The sequence below is a fragment of the Chroococcidiopsis sp. genome (assembly GCF_051657925.1).
Taxonomy (GTDB): Bacteria; Cyanobacteriota; Cyanobacteriia; order Cyanobacteriales; family Chroococcidiopsidaceae; genus Chroococcidiopsis.
In genome coordinates this window covers 1-3,960 of sequence record NZ_JBOFLP010000193.1, presented here as the reverse complement: position 1 = coordinate 3,960, position 3,960 = coordinate 1, and the positions used below count along the sequence as shown (strand labels likewise).

4 protein-coding genes and 1 pseudogene are annotated in these 3,960 nt (G+C 43.3%); all 5 read left to right on the top strand.

The annotated features are described in order from the left end of the window. Nucleotides 1-1,643 (top strand): DNA polymerase domain-containing protein (locus ACRC32_RS15440; RefSeq protein ID WP_438554800.1); only part of this gene is annotated, 1,643 nt, incomplete at its 5' end. A gap of 71 nt (nucleotides 1,644-1,714) precedes the next feature. Beyond that, entirely contained in the window at nucleotides 1,715-2,512 is a 798-nt protein-coding gene (locus ACRC32_RS15435) for a hypothetical protein (RefSeq protein ID WP_438554799.1), read from the top strand. Further along, a complete protein-coding gene (locus ACRC32_RS15430) occupies nucleotides 2,478-3,038 on the top strand; it encodes a hypothetical protein (protein WP_438554798.1) in 561 nt (186 codons plus the stop codon). Before ACRC32_RS15435 ends, ACRC32_RS15430 begins: the two co-directional genes overlap by 35 nt. Before the next feature lie 389 nt (nucleotides 3,039-3,427). After that, nucleotides 3,428-3,712 (top strand): GIY-YIG nuclease family protein, encoded by a 285-nt coding sequence (locus ACRC32_RS15425; protein ID WP_015163184.1) that lies wholly within the window; start codon nucleotides 3,428-3,430, stop codon nucleotides 3,710-3,712. A gap of 135 nt (nucleotides 3,713-3,847) precedes the next feature. Beyond that, nucleotides 3,848-3,960: pseudogene (locus ACRC32_RS15420) on the top strand (DNA polymerase III subunit delta); the annotation flags it as partial.

The following is a 3,960-nucleotide window of genomic DNA, read 5'->3' as shown; positions in this document are numbered from 1 at the left end:
AAACTTCAGGACTCTCCAGCCAAAACGATCGCATATACGCCATTGGTTGCATGGATGAAAATTGGCAAGCCACGATATTTATGGAGTCAGATGAAAGTAGTTTATTACAGAAATTTGTCAGGCACGTTTGGGGGTATTGTGCGGATGTAATCCTTAGCTTTAACGGCACGCAATTCGACCTACCTTTTCTCATCGCTAGATGTGAAAAATACAACATTCGACATCCCTTCAAAATTGCAGACAAGTTACGGACAATCCAAACAGCACAAGTATTCGGTCAGCCGTTAAAAATTCATCAGGTGTACGTCAAAGGCAGCCAACACGTAGATGTTTATATCTGCGTTCTCAGATGGGATTATGTCAATAAATGCCTTCACAACGCTCGTTCGCTCAAACGAGCAGTGTTAGAAATGGGATTGCGCCGACAACAGCGATTGGTTCTGCCATACCAACAAATCCTAGAATGCTGGCAACAAGGAGCGGAGAGTCAAGGCTGGGCAAAAATCCGCCAATATCTCATCTTTGACCTAGAAGACACTAAATCGATCGCTGACAAGCTGGTGCCTTCATACTACTACGAATCTCTAGTCGTACCCAGAATGAACCTGCAACAACTCGCCCTCACGGGTAACGGCACGAAATGGCAGCGGGTGCTGGAAAACCAATATCCCACCCTTCGACCGACAGCCGACCGAAAAATGCAGTTCGATGGCGGTCTAGTAATTTCAGTTCCAGGATTGCACCGTAACGTTGCCAAAATTGATGTGGCTAGCCTGTACCCCAGCATCATGCTCAAGTACGGCATCTGCTCTGGTAAAGATCCGCGCCGAGTGGGATTGAGCATTCTTGAGTATCTGACCCAAGAACGGCTCCGGCTCAAGCAACTGGCAAAAGCTGGAGACGTAGATGCCAGTCATGCCCAAAGCGCCCTCAAAGTCACGATTAACTCCTTGTTTGGCTTTTTAGGCACTTCTGGATTGAGCTTCAACGACATGGAAGCTGCTGCACTCGTCACTGCCTACGGCAGGCGCATACTCCGGTTCGCGATCGCATTTATTGAAAAGCAAGGAGGTATCCAAGTTGAGAGCGACACCGACGGTATCTTCTTCAGCCATCCCCAGCCAGTGCAAGTTTATCAAAGTTTGCAAGCGGTAATGCCTGAAGGGATCGACATCGAACTTGAAACTCAAGCCACTGCTATGTTCGTCCCCGAACGCGGCGCGAAAAACTACATCCTCTGGCACGATGATGGCAGTGTCACTGCTAAGGGGATCTGGCGCAAGCGCGATCGCTCGCAACTAGAAAAGGAATTTCCCCTACAATACCTGACCCACTTTCTGGACAATCCCCAAACAGCAGAGACGTATTACCAATCTATCAAAGAACAGCTTAGCTCTGGTAGCTTTCCCATCTCTAAACTACAAATCACCCGCAAAATCAAAAAAGGTGAAAAAAATCTTCTGCGTCTGGGCAGTACGGGAGAAGTTGTCACTTTTTACCAAGGTATTGAAGGGATAACCAATTGCGGTTCCTATTCCAGTGGGTATTACTTAGAAATCGTTGCTCAAAAACGTCAAGAAATTCTTTCCTTAATTGCACCTGAAATTCTTGGCATCCGAAAAGTACAGCTATCTCTTTTTTAAAGATTCCCCTTAGTAAATCTGCATAAATAGAAGACTTATGCAGATTTCACTAGCAAAACTAAAGCAGCACTATGAAGACAAAAAAGAAAAGCTATAGAAAACCCAGACTAAACAAAAAGCAAAAAGAGTGGGTTAATAAGTTTATTGCCTGTCGTTCCTATGCCAGAATTACAGATATTTATGAAGGTTTGTCGGGCGATCGCATAGTTACGATTGAATGGAGTGGAGACACGCCATTATCAATTCTATCTGCGGATAGTTACGTTCGAGGTCAGATTTTTCATCAAGTCAGAGTAAAACTTAGAAAATTTGGAGATCCCCGCTCTAGTGCAGACTACAGCTATAGAATTATCGCTCCCGAAAAACACACTACCACTTATAAGCTTCAAGGACAGCTATCTTTAGAAATTCCCCAAATTTATAGCATTCAAACACCAAATAATCCCGTTATCGTTCGGAAGAATCGCTGTCAAAACCAAAATAAAAATCCCGCTAAAACTAGCCAACATAGCTTACCGCTATCGGGAATAACGGCACAACTGCATCGAATTAACTTGTCCAAAACAGGTGAAGTTCTTAGCGAAAGAGAATTGCTTTCTGAAACCGTAGTCTATCACGACTCAGAAACAGGCTTATCCATCAATCTTCCAGCAGCAGTTGTTGCCATTCTTCAGGATAAGCAAGCATCTGCCAAAGAATGGTCAGATGCGATCGCGCTGTACCAAGTTGGAGGACCAACTTGCGTAATGCAATATCTGGAAGGACTTGACGCACTGCGCGATCGCTTTGTCACGCAAGCAATTACCGAGAGAAATACCCTTGAGCAACAAGGCAATGGATCTATTAAATTTACCGATCGCAATAGCTGATAGCATTCTCAATCGTAAAGATGTATTTCTTTCTCCGCCGTGGGTAGTAGAAATCCTTATAGAAAACGCCAATATTACTCCTGGCTGCCTTTGCCTCGAACCGAGTGCTGGAACTGGAAATCTCGCTCTTGAATTACAAAATCTCGGTGCAATAGTCGAAGTCATCGAACCAATTTCAGAGCTACAACTGATTCTCACTTTACAAAATCTTCTAGCGATCGGTTCTGACTTTCTCACTACCCCTAATCTCGAATGTAAGTATGACAGGATCGTCCAAAATCCCCCATTCTCATTACAAGTCAGCCACACTATCAAGGCTTATAAATGTCTAAAACCAGGAGGTAGACTAGTATCTCTATGCAGTTCGTCCCCCTGGCAACATAACAGTAACCTCGACAAATACTTTAGAAATTGGCTGAAGACGGTCGGCGCTCAAGCTACCGATTTACCCTACGGGCTATTCGTCAATAGCGTTAGGTATACTGATGTTGATTGCCATTTAATAATTATAGAAAAAGCTAATTAAAGAGTTAATTCAAATAGCTTTATTATTAAATTTTCTCTAATTACATCTCGTATTAATAGCAATTCACTCTAAACGTAAAGCGGTAATTGTAGCACAAAAGCCACACGCAGAAGCAAGCATCATTATTTGCCAGCATTTTTATGTAGTGAAGGCATGACAACGCTCTATATACAAGCAGCTCTTAAAACGGAGTACTGCTCTCTCATTCGAGCGGTTATTTCAAGGTAGCGATCGCGCAACCAATTCAGCAAACAGCGATCGCCAACACCAGTTTGTCGCCAGGGCGTTAGTCATCTCAATGTATCGCGACTAAAGCAATAGTACGCAGAAATTTACGCAGCCAAAAAAGATAGGAGGATGACTCGTCTGGTGTAGGCGAGTCAAAACTTATGAGTTATGTGTATCTCATTTGTTTTGGTAAACCTATAGGCAACCCAAACTCTAGGCGAGGACAAGCTTGCCACTACTTAGGTTTTACATCTAGCAGTTTGAAGAAACGACTAGAACAGCACAAAAATGGACAAGGAGCAAAAATTTGTCGCGCTGCTGTCTTTCAGTATGGCAGGGAACTAAAACTAGTTCGCCACTGGCGTAACGGTACTAGAACTTTGGAACGCGAACTCAAACGCAGACATAATCCAAAATACTACTGTCCCTACTGCAAAAAAAACTAACTTCTCCCAGAAGTTTTGTGTTGCTCTATGCTTCTAGCTTGCTAAGTTTTTGTAGAATACACCGAGCGGTCAAATAATTTTCAGACAACGAAACAGCTGGCGCTGAAATTATCAAAATTATAATTTTTATACATTATGCCAGTACACGTTTATTGGGGAGAAGATGATTTTCTACTATCCAAAGCAGTTGAGGCTTTACGCGCGCAACACTTAGATCGAGAGTGGGGATTGCTGAACTACATTCAAAT

Coding starts and splice junctions, on each gene's coding strand:
- ACRC32_RS15425 (WP_015163184.1), top strand. CDS start 3,428: ATGAGTTATGTGTATCTCATTTGTTTTGGTAAACCTATAGGCAACCCA.
- ACRC32_RS15435 (WP_438554799.1), top strand. CDS start 1,715: ATGAAGACAAAAAAGAAAAGCTATAGAAAACCCAGACTAAACAAAAAG.
- ACRC32_RS15430 (WP_438554798.1), top strand. CDS start 2,478: ATGGATCTATTAAATTTACCGATCGCAATAGCTGATAGCATTCTCAAT.